Source organism: Streptomyces sp. LE64 (assembly GCF_052606915.1).
In genome coordinates this window covers 5,535,467-5,549,820 of the sequence record NZ_CP199708.1, presented here as the reverse complement: position 1 = coordinate 5,549,820, position 14,354 = coordinate 5,535,467, and the positions used below count along the sequence as shown (strand labels likewise).

At 73.6% G+C, this 14,354-nt stretch carries 13 protein-coding genes; 7 read left to right on the top strand and 6 right to left on the bottom strand.

Annotated elements, in window-relative coordinates:
• The first annotated feature begins 57 nt into the window (after positions 1–57).
• From ACSMX9_RS24750 to ACSMX9_RS24735, 4 genes are all read left to right on the top strand, one after another.
• A complete protein-coding gene (locus tag ACSMX9_RS24750) occupies positions 58–1,332 on the top strand; it encodes an aspartate aminotransferase family protein (RefSeq protein WP_445397087.1) in 1,275 nt (424 codons plus the stop codon).
• Positions 1,333–1,410: 78 nt separating this feature from the next.
• On the top strand, positions 1,411–2,289 hold the full coding sequence (locus tag ACSMX9_RS24745; protein ID WP_445397085.1) for a TauD/TfdA family dioxygenase: 879 nt from the start codon (positions 1,411–1,413) through the stop codon (positions 2,287–2,289).
• A complete protein-coding gene (locus tag ACSMX9_RS24740; protein WP_445397083.1) occupies positions 2,286–3,053 on the top strand; it encodes an SDR family oxidoreductase in 768 nt (255 codons plus the stop codon). Before ACSMX9_RS24745 ends, ACSMX9_RS24740 begins: the two co-directional genes overlap by 4 nt.
• A 1-nt stretch (position 3,054) precedes the next feature.
• On the top strand, positions 3,055–3,876 hold the full coding sequence (locus ACSMX9_RS24735) for a methyltransferase domain-containing protein (protein WP_445397081.1): 822 nt from the start codon (positions 3,055–3,057) through the stop codon (positions 3,874–3,876).
• On the opposite strand, the gene ACSMX9_RS24730 is transcribed toward ACSMX9_RS24735, so the two are convergent.
• Positions 3,831–4,244 (bottom strand): nuclear transport factor 2 family protein, encoded by a 414-nt coding sequence (locus ACSMX9_RS24730; protein ID WP_445397079.1) that lies wholly within the window; start codon positions 4,242–4,244, stop codon positions 3,831–3,833. The two genes, ACSMX9_RS24735 and ACSMX9_RS24730, sit on opposite strands and share 46 nt — an antisense overlap.
• Complete coding sequence (locus tag ACSMX9_RS24725) at positions 4,237–4,797, bottom strand: DUF1697 domain-containing protein (RefSeq protein ID WP_445397077.1); 561 nt, start codon at positions 4,795–4,797, stop codon at positions 4,237–4,239. Before ACSMX9_RS24725 ends, ACSMX9_RS24730 begins: the two co-directional genes overlap by 8 nt.
• 294 nt (positions 4,798–5,091) lie before the next feature.
• Between ACSMX9_RS24725 and ACSMX9_RS24720 the strand changes: the two genes are divergently transcribed.
• Positions 5,092–7,386, top strand: coding sequence for an MMPL family transporter (locus tag ACSMX9_RS24720; protein ID WP_445397075.1), 2,295 nt, complete (start codon positions 5,092–5,094; stop codon positions 7,384–7,386).
• Positions 7,387–7,550: 164 nt separating this feature from the next.
• Positions 7,551–8,519, top strand: a complete 969-nt coding sequence (locus tag ACSMX9_RS24715) for an endonuclease/exonuclease/phosphatase family protein (protein WP_445403090.1) — start codon at positions 7,551–7,553, stop codon at positions 8,517–8,519.
• A gap of 25 nt (positions 8,520–8,544) precedes the next feature.
• Here ACSMX9_RS24715 and mgt read toward each other — a convergent pair whose 3' ends face one another.
• Positions 8,545–9,747 carry a macrolide-inactivating glycosyltransferase gene (mgt, locus tag ACSMX9_RS24710; protein WP_445397073.1) on the bottom strand — a complete coding sequence of 401 codons (1,203 nt, stop codon included), beginning with the start codon at positions 9,745–9,747 and terminating at the stop codon, positions 8,545–8,547.
• A gap of 194 nt (positions 9,748–9,941) precedes the next feature.
• Between mgt and ACSMX9_RS24705 the strand changes: the two genes are divergently transcribed.
• Complete coding sequence (locus ACSMX9_RS24705; RefSeq protein WP_445397071.1) at positions 9,942–10,808, top strand: phosphotransferase enzyme family protein; 867 nt, start codon at positions 9,942–9,944, stop codon at positions 10,806–10,808.
• 19 nt (positions 10,809–10,827) lie between these two features.
• Here the strand turns inward: ACSMX9_RS24705 and ACSMX9_RS24700 are convergent, their stop codons facing one another.
• The 3 genes from ACSMX9_RS24700 to ACSMX9_RS24690 form a co-directional block, all read right to left on the bottom strand.
• Positions 10,828–11,571, bottom strand: a complete 744-nt coding sequence (locus tag ACSMX9_RS24700) for a 3'-5' exonuclease (RefSeq protein WP_445397069.1) — start codon at positions 11,569–11,571, stop codon at positions 10,828–10,830.
• A 114-nt stretch (positions 11,572–11,685) separates the two neighbouring features.
• Complete coding sequence (locus ACSMX9_RS24695; protein ID WP_445397067.1) at positions 11,686–12,966, bottom strand: SAV2148 family HEPN domain-containing protein; 1,281 nt, start codon at positions 12,964–12,966, stop codon at positions 11,686–11,688.
• Positions 12,967–13,050: 84 nt separating this feature from the next.
• Positions 13,051–14,352, bottom strand: coding sequence for a copper amine oxidase (locus ACSMX9_RS24690; protein WP_445397065.1), 1,302 nt, complete (start codon positions 14,350–14,352; stop codon positions 13,051–13,053).
• Positions 14,353–14,354 lie beyond the last annotated feature (2 nt).

Below are 14,354 nucleotides of genomic sequence, written 5' to 3'. Positions count from 1 at the left end.
CCCGTCCGCAGCACGACCGCACAACGCCGTCCGTCCGTCGTACAGAAGGCAGGCTCCGTGTCGCAACTGTCCCCCGTGCTCAAGCAGGCCACCCCCGTCGTCGCCACCCGCGGCGAGGGGCTCCACCTCTTCGACGCCGAAGGCCGCCGCTACCTGGACTTCACCTCCGGGGTGGGCGTGACCAGCACCGGTCACTGCCATCCGCGGGTGGTGGCCGCGGTCCGGGAACAGGCCGGCCGGCTGATCCACGGCCAGTACACCACCGTGCTGCACGACCCCCTGCTGGAGCTCACCGAACGGCTCGGCGAGGTGCTCCCGCCCGGGCTGGACTCGTTGTTCTACGCCACCGCCGGCACCGAGGCGGTGGAGGCCGCCCTGCGGCTCGCCCGGCACGCCACCGGCCGGCAGAACGCGATCGTGTTCGAGGGCTCCTTCCACGGCCGCACCATGGGCGCGGCGGCCCTCACCACCGCCGGCAGCCGCTTCCGGTCCGGGATCGGCCCGTTGATGCCGGGGGTTGGGGTGGCCCCGTTCCCGTACGCGTTCGACCTGGGGACGAGCGGGGCGGAGGCGGTGGAGCACGCCCTGCGCGGTCTGGACCGGGTGCTGGCCACGGTCAGCGCGCCCGAGGAGACGGCGGCGATGTTCGTCGAGCCGGTGCTCGGCGAGGGCGGCTACGTCCCGGCGCCGGCGGGTTTCCTGGCCGGGCTCCGGGAGCGCGCCGACCGGTACGGGATCCTCCTGGTCGTCGACGAGATCCAGAGCGGCTTCGGGCGGACCGGCAGGTTCTGGGCCCACCAGCACCACGCGGGGGTCGTCCCGGACGTCCTGATCACCGCCAAGGGGTTGGCCAGCGGGTTCCCGCTGTCCGCGATCGCGGCGCCGACCGGGCTGATGGAACGGGCCCGGCCCGGTTCGCAGGGCGGCACCTACGGCGGCAACCCGGTGGCGTGCGCCGCGGCGCTGGCCACGCTGGACGTGATCCGTGACGAGCGCCTGGTGGAGAACGCCGCCCGGCAGGGGGAGCGGCTGCTGGACGGGTTGCGGACGGTGGCCGCCGGGGTGCCGCGGTGCGTCGACGTGCGGGGCCTGGGGCTGATGGCGGGTACGGAGTTCCGTCGTGCGGACGGCACCCCGGACCCGGAGACGGCGCGCCGCGCCCAGCAGGCGGCGGCCGAACTCGGTCTGCTGGTGCTGACCTGCGGGACCGGGCTCAACGTGGTGCGGATGGCCCCGGCGCTGGTGGTGACCGCCGAGCAGGTGGACGAGGCGCTGGCGCTGTGGTCGAAGGCGGTGGACCGGGCCGCCACCCGGACGGACGAACACCCGTAGGCGCCGCGTGCGGTGCGCAACGGGAACCGGTGCGGTGAGGTCGGGATGTCGGTGCTGTCGACGACGGGAGAGTGCGGGATGACCGGTGACGTGGTGGAAGAGGTCGGTTGGAGCAGCGCGGACCTGGAGGCCCGGCGGGAGCTGTGGTCCCTGCCGTTCGGTCCGGACGAGCGGGGGCTGCTGTGGGAGGACGCCCGGCGGGGGCGTTGGGACGGAGGCTCCGCGGTGCGGGACCGGTTGCGCGGGTTCGTGGCGCGGAGCACCCGTTCGGTGGGGATCGCCCATGTCGGCGGTCTGATGGACCCGACCGTGCCGTACGAGGAGTTGGTGGCCGCCTTCTCGTTCGTGCTGCGGGACTTCGGCCGGATCGTGCCCCAGAACGGGCAGGGCGATCTGACCCAGGTGCTCCGGGACCGGGACGGTGACGGCGCCACCGAGTTGGGCTTCCACTGCGACACCTGCGATCTGCTCGTCCTGCTCTGCATCCAACCCGCCGTCCGGGGCGGCGGGTTGACCAAGCTGGCCAGTGCGCGGCACGTCCACGAGTTGTTGGCGAAGGAGCGGCCCGACGCCCTGGCCGTCCTGCGCGAGGAGTGGACCTTCGACCGCACCGGGCGGGCGGGGCCCCAGGTCGTCGTCTCGCCGATCCTGTTCACCCAGACGGACGGCACGGTCGGCTGCTACTACCAGACCCGTACCGTGCGTTCCTCGCCCGAGCGGGGCGGTCCGCCGCTCACCGCCCGGCAGTGGGAGGCCCTGGACGTCCTGGACGAGGTGCTGTACCGGCCGGAGATCGCGTTCGGGCTGATGATGGACGCGGGGGACCTGCTGGTCATCCGCAACAGCCGGGTGCTGCACGGGCGTTCGCCGTACGTCGACGAGCCGGGACCTCGCTCCCGGCGCATGCTCCGGGTGTGGCTGGACGACGCGGAGCCGAACGCCGGGGCGGGCCGATGAGCCCGCGGCCCGTCGAGCCGGGGCGCATCGCCCTGGTCACCGGCGGCGGCAGCGGTCTCGGCCGGGCGAGCGCACTGGCCCTGTTCGACGCGGGCTGGAGCCTGGTGCTGGCCGGCCGGCGGGAGGAGGCGCTGAAGGAGACCGTCGCCCTGGCGGGGGCGGACCCGGCGCGGGCCCTCGCGGTGCCGACCGACATCAGGAACCCCGGGGAGGTCACCGCGCTGTTCGACGCCGTGCGCGACCGTTTCGGCCGCTTGGACCTGCTGTTCAACAACGCGGGTGCGGCGGCCCCGCGCCGACCGATCGTGGACACCCCGGTCGAGGACTGGCACCGGGTGGTCGACACCATCGTCACCGGGGCCTTCCTCTGCGCCCGGGAGGCGTTCCGGCTGATGGGCACCCAGTCCCCGCGGGGCGGGCGCATCATCAACAACGGCGCCCCGTCCGCGCAGGTGCCCCGGCCGAACACGGCCGCCTACACGGCGGCCAAGCACGCCCTGCTGGGGCTGACGAAGGTGCTGTCCCTGGACGGTCGGGCGCACGGCATCGCCTGCGGGCAGATCGACGTCGGCAACGTGGCGCCGCTGGACGGCGGCCCGCAGCCGGCGGCGCTCCAGGCGGACGGCACGCGGGCGGTGGAGGCAACCATCCCGGTGGAGCGGTTCACCGAGGCCCTGCTGTTGATGGCCTCGATGCCCTTGGACACCAACGTCCAGTCGTTGACGGTGCTGCCGACCACCATGCCGTTCGTGGGGCGGGGCTGAGATGCTGGTCAGTGCCCGTTCCTTCGCGGAGTACCGGGCGATGTTCGCGCTGACCGACCGGGACCTCACCGGACGGGTCCTGGACTGTCCGGGCGGGGCGGCCGGTTTCGTGGCGGAGGCCGGTCGGCGCGGGGTGGACGCCGTGGCCGTCGATCCCGAGTACGCGGGCGAGCGGGGCCTGCTCGGGGTGCGGGCGCTGCGGGAGGTCCGGCACAAGCACGCGGACCTGGTGCGCGACGCCGCCCGCTACCTGTGGAGTTGGTACGGGGACCCGGGGCGCTACACCCGGATGCGGATCGGGGCGGCGCGGTCCTTCGCCGCCGACCTCGCCGCCCGCCCGGAGCGCTACGTCGCCGGTTCGCTGCCCCGGCTCCCCTTCCCCGACCGGTCGTTCGACCTGGTGCTCAGCTCCCACCTGCTGTTCTCCTACGGCGCCCGGCTGGACGAGGACTTCCACCTGGCGGCGCTGCTGGAGCTGGCGCGGGTGGCCCGCCGGGAGGTGCGGCTGTTCCCGGTGGTGCAGCACACCACCGATCTGCGGTACGCCCCGTTGGAGCGGCTGCGGGGCGTCCTCGCGGAGCGTGGGGTGCCGAGCCGCTTGGACCGGGTCCGGTACGCGTTCCAGCCCGGCGGGGACGAGGTGCTGGTGCTCTGCTGCACCGACCACCGGGCGCCCGCGGGGGCCCCGGAACGGGGCGGGGACCCGAGGGCCGGGGTGGTCGACCCGGTGCGCTGGCGCCATCGGGAGGGTGACACCGGGCCGGACGGGGAAGGGGGTCACATCTCCTCGTCGTCGATGAACGGCGTGCCCTGGTGGAAGTAGAGCTGCCAGCCGGTCCCGGTGCGCCGCCACAACGAACTGCGGTGGGCCAGGCGTCCGTTGTTGTCGGTGTCGAAGGCGAGGTGCACCCAGTCCGGGGCGAGCCGCGCGCCGCGCATCCGGGAGGTGGTGATGGGGCGCACCCTGCTGGCGGGGCGGTCGGCGAGGGCCGCGATGATCGACGCGCGGTCCCAGAGCCGTCCGGAGGCGCCGATCTCGGTGAACTCCGGGTGCAGCAGCGCGCCCACCAGGTCCGGTGAGGGGCGGACGTCGGGGTCGAGGAGCCGCAACTCGCCCTGGATCGCCGCCTCGACGGCCCCTTCGGGGTCGGGTGCGGCGGACCCGGCGGGACCGGGGGGTGCGTCAGTCACGGGTCATCTCCACGAGGCGGGTGACGGTGTTCCAGTTGCGGCTGGTGGTGACGACGCCCTTCCAGCGTGCGGGCCGGGCCAGTGCGGCGGCGAGGGCGGAGCGGCCCAACCCCTCGGGTGCGTACAGGTACAGCGCGCGGTCCCCGAGGCGGAACTCCTCCGGGAGGAAGGCGGCCCGGTCCAGCCCGGCGAGACGGTCGTCCCCGACCCGTTCCGAGAGGTAGGTGACGTGGAGGTGGCGGCCGTCCACGCCGTCCACCGGGAAGGGGCAGTCGGCGACGACGGACCGCAGGTAGGCGTGGTCGCGGACCAGGAGGTCCACGGCGAAGCCGAAGCGTTCGGCCAGTCCGCGGCCGAGCACGGCGGCGACGGCCCCGGTGTCGGGTGGCTCCCCCGCCGCCGTGGGCACCGAGAAGACGGCGTTGCCGCTCTGGAGGTAGGTCCGCACGTCCCCGTAGCCGAGGTCCGAGATGACGGTGCGCAACTCGGCCATGGGAACCTTCCGGTGGCCTCCGACGTTCACTCCCCTGAGCAGGGCCGCATAGGTCGTCATGCGGGTCACCATAGGGGACCCGGGGGTCGGTCTCGGGGTCGTCCCGGGGCCATACGGGGCAAGGTCGGTTGGGCCGTGCGGGTCGGGAGCCGGTACGGGCCGGCCCGGTGCGCCCCTGAGAGGACGCCCCGTCTTCCCCCTGAGCGTGTCGGGGTTCGCCGTCATCCGCCGTACCGACCGCGCGCCCGTCTCTTTCAGCAGGTGGTACGAGGTGAACAGCCCCTTCCCGGCCATAACTTCGTGGTCAGGCGGTGGCGCACGGCCCCGCCGCACACGAGGGGGCGACTTCCCACCATGGGGCAGAGAGACACACGGGCGCGGGGCTTCGCCGCGCGGGCCGGCGGGTGGAGCGCCCGGCACCGCTGGGCCGCCGTCGCGATCTGGGTGCTGTTCGTGATCGGGTCCATGGCCGCGGGCTCGGCCATGGGCCGCGAGGAGGTGGCCTCGGGCGAGCAACTGCGGGGCGAGACCCGGCAGGCCGCCCGGATCATCGAGGACGCCGGCATCGAGGAGCCGGCCGGCGAGTCGGTCCTCGTCCAGGCGAAGGAGGCAGGCGGCAAGGCCACCGACGCCGACTTCGAGGCGGCGGTGACCGCGGTCATCGAGGCGGTCCAGGCCACCGGCGAGGTCACCGCGGTGACCTCGCCCTACGACACCCGGACCATCTCGGAGGACGGCCGCAGCGCGCTCGTCCAGTTCGCGATGCGCGGGGAGAGCGAGACGGCGAAGGAGCGGGTCCAACCGGTCCTCGACGCCGTGGCGGAGGTCCAGCGCGACCACGACGGGCTGCGGATCGAGCAGGTCGGCGGTGCCAGCCTGGGCAAGACGATCGACGACGCCTTCGGCGACGACTTCAAGCAGGCCGAGTTCTCCGCCGTGCCGGTGGCCCTCGGCATCCTGCTGATCGCGTTCGGCGCCCTGGTGGCCGCGCTGCTGCCGGTGGTCCTCGCGATCACCGCCATCATGGCGACCATGGGGCTGATGGGCGTGGTCAGCCACGTCCAGCCGATGAGCGACACCGCCAATTCGGTGATGCTGCTGGTGGGCCTCGCGGTCGGGGTCGACTACTGCCTGTTCTACCTGCGGCGCGAACGGGAGGAGCGGGCGGCGGGCCGGGACGCGGCCACCGCCCTGCAGATCGCCGCGGCGACCAGCGGCCGGGCGGTCATCGTCTCCGGCGTGACGGTGTGCGTGGCGATGGCGGGCATGTTGTTCACCGGCCTCGCCGAGTTCCAGGCGATGGGTCTGGCCTCGCTGATGGCCGTCGCGGTCGCCATGGTCGGTTCGGTGACGGTGCTGCCCGCACTGCTGTCCCTGCTGGGGAAGCGGGTGGAGACCGGGCGGGTGCCGTTCCTCCACCCCGACAGGCGCCGTCGGCGCGGGGGGCGTCCGGGCGCCGGCAACGAGTCCCGGTTCTGGAAGGCCGTGCTGAAGGGGGTGCTGGCCAAGCCTGCGCTGTCCCTGCTCGTCGCGGGCGGGGCGCTGGTCGCCGTCGCGGCCCCCGCGTTCGGGATGCGCACCGAGGACCTGTCCCTGAACAAGGAGCTCGGCGACTCCGTCCCGATCATCGCCACCTACGAGCGGCTGGACACCGCGTTCCCGGGCGGCTCCGAGCCGGCCGAGGTGGTCGTCCGGGCGGAGGACGTCGACGCACCCGAGGTGAAGGCCGCGCTGGCCGACTTCCGGAAGCAGGCGGTGGATTCGGGGGCCTCCCGCGGGCCGGTCGACGTCGAGGTGCACGCCGCGGCGGACGTCGCCGTGGTGTCGGTGCCGCTGGTCGGCGGCTCCGACCAGGAGCGGGCCGAGAAGAGCCTCGCCCTGATCCGGGACGAGGTGCGGCCCCGGACGCTGGGTTCGGTGCCGGGCGTCGAGGCCCCGGTCACCGGCCAGGTGGCGGCGTCGAAGGACTTCAACGAGCAGATGACGGGCTCCGTCGCCCCGGTGTTCGCCTTCGTGGTGGTGTTCGCCTTCCTGCTGATGCTGCTGTGCTTCCGCTCGCTGACCGTCGCGGTCACCTCGATCGTCCTCAACCTGCTGTCCGTGGGCGCGGCCTACGGCATCCTGGTGGTCGTCTTCCAGCACGGCTGGGGCGCCTCCCTGCTCGGCGCCGAGCACGCGGGCGCGGTCGTCAGTTGGCTGCCGCTGTTCCTGTTCGTGATCCTGTTCGGACTCTCGATGGACTACCACGTGTTCGTGGTGTCCCGGATCCGGGAGGCCCGGGCGCGGGGATACGCCACCCGGAACGCCATCTCCCACGGGGTGGTCACCACGGCCGGTGTGGTGACCAGTGCGGCGGTCATCATGGTGGCGGTGTTCGCCATCTTCGCCACGCTGTCGATGCAGTCGATGAAGCAGATGGGCGTGGGCCTCGCGGCGGCCGTCCTGATCGACGCCACCGTCATCCGCGGCGTGCTGCTGCCCGCCGTGATGGCACTGCTGGGCGAGGCCAACTGGTACTTCCCCAGGTGGCTGCGGTGGCTGCCCGACCTCTCCCATGACGAGGCCCCCGAGCCGGTGGCCGCCGGGCTCCCGGCGTCCGGCCCCGCGGTGGGGACCGCGGAGGAGGGGACCACCCGGGTGCGGGTGTAGGCCGGCGGCCGTTCGGACGGTACGGGGCACGGGACGGAACCGGATGTTCCGTCCCGTGCCCCGTACCGCAACCGACCGTGCCGTCGAGTTCGTCCTGGGGAGGAGGAACGAAACGGACGGAAGGCGGGGTGCGGGTGAGCACGGTGGTGGACCGGTGGCGGCGGATGCGGCCCCGCCCGGCGGCGCCGGCCCACGGCGCGGCACCCGGACGGAGACGGCGGGGACGCCTGACCGCGGCCCTCGCGGTGGTGACGGCCGCCCTCCTGGTCCTGCACCCGGCGGTGCCCAACTCGGTGGGGCGCCTCGGCAGTCTGCTGGAGTCCTTCCTGCCCTGGCTCGGGCTGGTGGTCCTGGTGCTGCTCGGGGCGGCGCTGCTGCGTCGTTCGCGGCTCGCCTGCGCGGCCTCGCTGCTGCCGGTGGTGGCCTGGACGCACCAGTTCGGCGCGCTGTTGCTGCCCGGACCCGGGTCCGGCCCCCGTGACCTGCTGGTGGTGCAGCACAACGTCAGCGACGAGAACCCCGACCCGGCGGGCACGGCCCGGGCCTTGGCCGCGGCCGGGCCCGATCTCATCGCCCTGGAGGAGTTGGTGCCGCCGGCGCTGGGGGTGTACGCGCGGACCCTGGCCCCGGACTACCCCCACCACGCCGTCCGGGGCACCGTGGGCCTCTGGTCGAAGCACCCGTTGACGAGGACCCGGGGCGTGGACATCAAGCCCCGCGGGATCACCGGGCCCTGGAGCCGGGGGCTGCGGACCGTGGCCCGCACCCCGTACGGGGAGGCCGCCGTGTACGTGGCGCACCTGCCCTCGGTCCGGGTCGGGGCGGGCGGTCTCGCCTCGGCCTCGCGCGACGAGAGCGCGGTCCTCCTCGGCGAGGCCGTCGCCGCCGAGGAGTACGAGCGGGTGCTCCTGCTCGGCGACCTCAACGGCACCGTCGACGACCGGGGGCTGGCCCCGCTGACCTCCCGGCTGGACGTCCCGGGGCGGGGGTTCGCCCTCAGTTTCCCGACCGCGTTTCCGGTGGCCCGGATCGACCAGGTGATGGCCCGTTCGGTGAGCGTGGGCCGCGTCCGGACCCTGCCGGCGACCGGCAGCGACCACCTGCCGGTCGCCGCCCGGATCGGGTTCGGATGACCGACGGGCGGCCCCGGCCCGGGACTCAGGACCGGTTCGGCAACTGCGCCTCGATCAGGTCGGCCGCGCGGGTGGTGCCGCCCTCGTCGGCCATCTCGCGCCGGACCTCGGCGAGGCGTCGCGCCACCTCGGGGTCGCCGACCAGGTCGAGCACGGCGGAGCGCAGGGTCTCGGCGGTGGCCTCGGCCATGGGCAGGTGGCGGGCCACGCCCAGGGCCTGGAGCACGTCGGCGTTGCCGAACTGGTCGACGGCCTGCGGCACGGCGACCATCGGGGTCCCGGTGGCCAGGCCCTCCTGGCTGCCGCCGGCGCCCGCGTGGGTGACGAAGGCGTCGGCCTGCCGCAGGATCGCGAGTTGCGGCACCCACGGGTGGACCTCGACGGTGGCCGGCACCTCGCCCAGCTCCGCCGGGTCCACGTACGCGCCGATCTGGAGGACCGTGTGCCAGCCGGGCAGGTCCCCGAAGGCCCGGATGCACTCCCGGTAGAACTCGGGCTGCTTGGTGAAGGTGGAGCCGAGCGAGACCAGCAGCACCTTCTCCGCTCCGGCCGGCCGTTGCCAGGCGCCCTGGGAGGTGCGCTCGCCCTGGCAGGCGCCGACGAAGGTGTAGCGGGCCGGGTCGACCCGGTCGGCCTGCGGCTGGAGCGCCTTCGGGATGAGGACCAGACAGCGGTCGGGCCGGCCGGAGAAGTCCTCCGGGGACAGGTCGATGTCGTTCTCCGCCAGCCAGGCCCGGAAGCCGGCGAAGTACGCCTGGCCCCGTTCGGTCTTGCGCAGCGGATCGAAGAGGGTGGCGCCGACCTCCTCCTCGTACCCCTCCCAGGCCACGATGCTGGGGGAGAGCTGGATGACGGGGACCTTCCAGCGGTGGGCGAGGACCCGGGCCGGGTAGGCAGTGATGTCGTAGAGGACCAGGTCCGGTTCGTCGCCCTGGTAGGCCGCCGTCAGCTGGGGCAGCGCCTGCCGGGCGTCGTCGAGGAAGAGTTCGAGGTACTCGATGAGTTCGGTGCCCCAGGCGTCGGGGGCTTCGTCGCTGGGCAGGATCGAGCTCCACTCCACGGGTTCCGCACCGGTCTCGGCGACCTTGTCGGCGAAGGCGGGCGGAATGGCGTAGGTGACGCGGTGGCCTCGGGCCACCAGTTCCCTGATCACGTCGAGGCTCGGGTTCACATGGCCGTGGGCGGCGATGGAGAACATGGCGATGTGGGCGGGGCGGGGGGTGTTCATGCCCGCACCGTACGCGAGACGAACCGTCTCGTGCAATGAGGATTCCCGGTGATGGCGGATTTCCACCCCTCGCCCCCGTCCGCGGTGTCGCGCCCCAACCGCCGATGCCACCGGGCGGAATGCGACACTGACGCGCGGCGAGGGCCGCCGCGGACGGCTGACGAACCGGCCCGGGACCGAGGGAAGAACGGACGATGGACGAAGCACGGGCGCGGGGCGTCCTGGCCGCCGCAGGGGTACTGCCACCGGGCGCGGACGGGGGCGCGACGCTGCTGGCGTTCGGCGAGAACGCCGTCTTCGCCTCCGGGGACCTGGTGGTGAAGGTCGGCCGGAGCGCCGAACTGCTGGCACGCGCCCGGCGGGAGGTGGCCGTCGCGGAGTGGCTGGCCGCGGCGGACGTGCCCGCGGTCCGCCCCGCACGCCCGGGCGCCCTGCTCGTGGACGACCACCCGGTGACGGTGTGGCACCGACTGCCGGAAGCGGTCCGCCCCACCGGTGGCCCCGACCTGGCCGTGCTGCTGCGCGCGGTGCACGCCCTGCCCTCTCCCGACCTCCCGCTGACCCCCCGTGACCTGCTGGGCGGGGTCGAGCGATGGTTGCGGCTGGCCGGCACGGCGATCGAGCCGGCGGACGCCGCCTTCCTGCGGGAGCGCCGCGAGGGCTTCGCCGCCGCCGCGGCCGCACTCGTCCCGCACCTGCCCCCCGGACCGATCCACGGCGACGCGCTGCTGCGCAACGTCCGGGTGACCGCGGACGGCCCCGTCCTGGTCGACCTGGAGACCTTCTCCCTCGACCTGCGCGAACACGACCTGGTGGTCATGGCGCTGGCCCACGACCGCTACGGACTCTCCGACGACGCCTACGCCGCCTTCACCGACGCCTACGGCTGGGACGTGCGGGCCTGGGCGGGCTGCACCGTCCTGCGGGGCGCCCGGGAGACCGCCAGTTGCGCATGGGTGGCCCAGCACGCCCCGGACAACCCGCGGGCGCTCGCCGAGTTCCGCCGCCGGGTGGCCTCGCTCCGGGAGGGCGACGAGACGGTGCGCTGGTACCCGTTCTGACCACGCACCGCGGTGCGGGTCAGCCCACCCGGGACGGGCGTCCCCCGGCGCCGCGCTGAACCGGTATCACCGGCCAGGCACCCTCGACCCGGGCCCGGGGGTCGGAGGTGCGCCGGAGGAACTCCTGGAGGGAGGCGGACTGCTCCGCCGCCGCCCGCACCTGGAGTTCCGTCAGCTCCACCGGCGACACCGCGCCCACCGCGGGGTGGCCCTCCCCTATCCGGCGGGCCACCCGCGTCGCCGCCACGGCGTCCGACCGGGCGTCGTGGGCGCTGTCGAGCGGCACCCCGTAGTGGGCGCAGAGCGCCTGGAGCGTCCGCCGGCCCTTGCGGTAGCGGTCCACGTGCTTGTCCAGGACCAGCGGGTCGACGACCGGGAAACCCCGGACGGCGGAACGCTCCGACAGTGGCGCGATCCGGTGCCGCCGGCACTCCCGGTCCAGCAGGGAGAGGTCGTAGCGCGCGTTCATGACGGCCAAGGGGGCGCCCGTGCGCACCAAGCCGACCAGGGCCTCGACGATCTCGGCCACCGCCGCGGCGGCGGGGGCCCCGTGGGCGCGGGCCCGCTCGGTGGAGATGCCGTGGATGGCCGTGGCCTCCTCGGGGATGGCCACGCCGGGATCGAGCAGCCAGGTCCGCTCCTGCGCCACCCGCCCGTCCGACTCCAGGACGACCAGCGCCGCGGTGACGATGCGGTCGGTCTCGACGTCGGTGCCGGTCGTCTCCAGGTCGAAGCCGACCAGCCGCTCCCGGTACCAGCTCATACGGGCCCCTCCTTCGTGGTGCGTTCCCCCAGTGCTCCCTACCCTGACACCTGCCACTGACAACCGGCCGGGCGGGCGCCGGGAGCCGGAACTCCGGCGCGGGGTCCGGGGCCGTCAGGACACCGGTCGGGAGTCGCTCCACGCCAGGTCGAACTCCTCGCGGTACGTCGCGAAGATGCCGTTCTCGCCCGTATCGCCCGGTTTCACCGTCCGGCCGCCGCCGCGGAGGACGAGCACCGGCGCCTCCATGCCCCGGGTGCGGCGCAGGTAGGTCTGGACGATGCCCACCCCGTCGGCCCCGTCGCCGTCCACGAGGTAGGCGGTGAAGCGGGGCGTCTCGTCGAACACCTGGATCTCGAAGGCCCCGGGGTCCCGCAGCCGGGACCGCACCCGGCGCATGTGCAGGATGTTCATCTCCACCGAGCGGCTCAGCTCGCCGCGCTTGAGGCCCAGCTCGCGTTCGCGCCGCTTGATGGCGCTGGAGGCCGGGTTCAGGAAGAGCAGCCGCGCCCGGCACCCCGCCTCGGCGAGCCGCACCAGTCGGCGACCGGAGAAGTTCTGCACCAGCAGGTTCAGTCCGATGCCCATCACGTCGAGGCGACGGGCCCCGCCGAAGATGTCCTCGGCCGGGAACTGGCGCAGCAGCCGCACCCGGTCCGGGTGGACCGCCACCACGTCCGCGTAGCGGTCGCCGACCAGGTCCTCGACGGCGTCGACGGGCAGGCGTCCGCCGGGCGAGGTCTCGGAGGCGGCGCCGAGCATCTCCAGCAGCCGGCCCGAGGCCCGCTCGGCCTGGGCGAGGACGGCCCCGGACAGGGCCCGGTTGCGGGAGACGACGTTGCGGGTGACCTCCAGCTCGTCGAGGGCCAGCTCCACGTCGCGGCGCTCGTCGAAGTACGGCTCGAAACAGGGCCAGTGCTGCACCATCAGTTCGCGCAGCTGCGGCAGGGTCAGGAAGCTCAGCACGTTGTCGTCGGCCGGGTCGAGCAGATAGCCCTTGCGGCGGCTCACCTCGCGCACCGCCACCGCCCGCTGCACCCACTCCTGTCCGGCGGGGCCGGCCGCGGCCACCACCCAGTCCTCGCCGTGGACGGGTTCGTAGACGGGACGCAGAACAGCGGCTACGACCGCGCGTAGCCGCTGTTCGACGAGGTTCAACCAGATGTACGCCCGCCCCGCGCGCTGGGCGCGGGTGCGGACCTCGCTCCACTGTTCGGCGCCCCAGTTCAGTTCGGGGCCGATCTGCGTGCCCGTCTCCAGGGGACGGGCCAGGGACACCGCCGTGGCCGGGCCCTCCGGGGAGCCCTCCTGTTGACCGCCGTCACCAGGAGGCAGCTCCAGCCCTCCCGACACCCGCCGCACCGCCTTCCGCACCCCTGTGACCCCCCTGGTCAACGATCAAGGAAGGGTACTCCGGGAGCGGCCGGCGGTGCAGCCCGATGGGCAGGGTCGTTCAAACCCGTGGAAGGGGGTTGACGGCTACGGCAGCATGCCGACGTTGCCGTTGCGGTTCTTCAGGTCGTCCGGGGTGAGCGGGTTCATGGCCGTCACGTCGCGCGGGGAGAGCGAGAAGCCCTGCCAGTGGACCGGCATGGGCTCCTGGTCCTCGTCCCGGGCTATGTGGTGGAAGCCGATGTTCACCCAGGTGACCGGGTTCTTCAGGGCCTGCCCGTTCACCCACTTGTCCACGCTGTTGGGCGCGGTGCTGGGGCAGCTCGGGTTGTCGCTCGCGTACTTCTCGCACTTCTTGTACTCGGTGAAGTACACGTCGTGCTTGGTGTACGGGCGGCCGGAGAACTTGTCGGTGCGGCCCGGCACGATCTCGTAGCTGCGCGGGTGACCGTCCTTGTTCTTGCCGGTGGTGCTGACCAGCCGCCACCAGCGCATGGACTTGGCGTCACCGGCGAGTTCCTTGGTGACCTTGGTGCGCTTGGTCTTGGTGGTCGGGGCGTTGCGGCTGGTGCCGGCGGTGACGGTGGAGTCGTACTGCTCGACCCGGTTCTTGGTGTTGCCGTCCAGTGCGGAGTCGAGCCGCCAGAACACGTTGTGGCTGTGGTTCTCGGCGTAGGCCGTGTTGTTCTTGCCGATCGGCCAGCCGCGGCTGTCACCGCCGTCGTAGTCGAACGGGGAGAGCATCCCGGTGGCACCGACGTTGGAGCTGATGGTGCCGTCGGAGGCGAAGCGCCACTCGGTGATGTACTCGTACCAGGACGCCTTGTTGATCGAGTAGACCAACAGGTCCTTGCCCTGGGCCTGCCAGACCTTGGTGCCCGTGTCGTTGGCGAGGCGGTAGGCGTGGCCCCGCGCGCGCGTGGTGGTGCACAGGCCCTTGACGTCGCCGCGGCCGGCCACCTTGATGGTGCGGATGGTGCCGCCGGGGCACTCGGCGGGCCGGAGCGCCTGCTGGTTCTGGCCGAAGTCCGTCGCGGTGACGTCCTGGTACTCGGCCTCTCCGTCGTCGTAGGGCACGTGGATCTGGGCCAGCCGGGCGCTGTTGAGCACCCGGATGGGCCGCGGTTCGCCCTTGGGCTGGTACGAGATCTTGTCCAGGACGACGCCCGCGAGGGGGTCGTGGCGCCAGCACATGCGCCAGGTGGTGCCGCCGTCGAGCTTCTGCTCGATGCGGTAGGCCGCACTGCAGTCGGCGGCCGGGGCGGGTGCCGCGGGCGGCGCCGCGGGGGCCGCCTGGGCGGTGCCCACGGCGGTGGTGCCCAGGAGCGCGGTCACGGCGAGGGCCAGTCCGGCCCCCTTCTGGGCACGCGAGATTCTCTGGTCGTGCATGG

Bases quoted from the DNA above. Each gene is read 5' to 3' on its own strand.
- ACSMX9_RS24745 (WP_445397085.1), top strand. From the start codon at position 1,411: ATGACCGGTGACGTGGTGGAAGAGGTCGGTTGGAGCAGCGCGGACCTG.
- ACSMX9_RS24740 (WP_445397083.1), top strand. From the start codon at position 2,286: ATGAGCCCGCGGCCCGTCGAGCCGGGGCGCATCGCCCTGGTCACCGGC.
- ACSMX9_RS24735 (WP_445397081.1), top strand. From the start codon at position 3,055: ATGCTGGTCAGTGCCCGTTCCTTCGCGGAGTACCGGGCGATGTTCGCG.
- ACSMX9_RS24725 (WP_445397077.1), bottom strand. From the start codon at position 4,797: ATGACGACCTATGCGGCCCTGCTCAGGGGAGTGAACGTCGGAGGCCAC.
- ACSMX9_RS24720 (WP_445397075.1), top strand. From the start codon at position 5,092: ATGGGGCAGAGAGACACACGGGCGCGGGGCTTCGCCGCGCGGGCCGGC.
- ACSMX9_RS24715 (WP_445403090.1), top strand. From the start codon at position 7,551: ATGCGGCCCCGCCCGGCGGCGCCGGCCCACGGCGCGGCACCCGGACGG.
- mgt (WP_445397073.1), bottom strand. From the start codon at position 9,747: ATGAACACCCCCCGCCCCGCCCACATCGCCATGTTCTCCATCGCCGCC.
- ACSMX9_RS24705 (WP_445397071.1), top strand. From the start codon at position 9,942: ATGGACGAAGCACGGGCGCGGGGCGTCCTGGCCGCCGCAGGGGTACTG.
- ACSMX9_RS24700 (WP_445397069.1), bottom strand. From the start codon at position 11,571: ATGAGCTGGTACCGGGAGCGGCTGGTCGGCTTCGACCTGGAGACGACC.
- ACSMX9_RS24690 (WP_445397065.1), bottom strand. From the start codon at position 14,352: ATGCACGACCAGAGAATCTCGCGTGCCCAGAAGGGGGCCGGACTGGCC.